Below are 422 nucleotides of genomic sequence, written 5' to 3'. Positions count from 1 at the left end.
GATGCCCGCACACTGTGTGACCATCGTGTGCAGAGCATGCCCGATGCCCGCAGCCGGCCGCTGCGCCACAGAGCCATGTCTCCTCCGCCACCGGTCGAGGCCGGTGGCCCCCTCGACGGGAAGAAACCGATGAACAACAACACCCCGGCCACAAGGGCCGCCCGCCTCGGATGCGCCACACTCGTCGACGCCATGGGCCGGATCCACCGCCACCGGGCTCACATTCCCGCCATGTCCAGCCCCGATCCCCTTCGCCCCCTCTTCGGTCGTGCCGCCACCATCTCCTTCCTCCCCTACCGCGAAGATCTGACGGAAACAGACCACGACTTCAAGCACTACTTCTACGCAGCGCTCGGACAAGGGCGCGCCGCAGAACACGTACTCGTGCTCTCCAGCGGCGGCTACCCCGACGTCTCGCACGG

The 422-nt window shown here is 67.3% G+C and carries 1 pseudogene; it reads left to right on the top strand.

What is annotated here, in order from left to right:
• Window positions 1-129: 129 nt before the first annotated feature.
• A pseudogene (locus R2S09_RS40295) lies at window positions 130-422 on the top strand (RraA family protein); the annotation flags it as partial.

Origin of the sequence: Streptomyces sp. MK7 (genome assembly GCF_032658145.1) — a bacterium.
GTDB classification, from domain to species: Bacteria; Actinomycetota; Actinomycetes; order Streptomycetales; family Streptomycetaceae; genus Streptomyces; species Streptomyces spiralis.
This window is presented reverse-complemented; position numbering and strand designations above follow the sequence as displayed.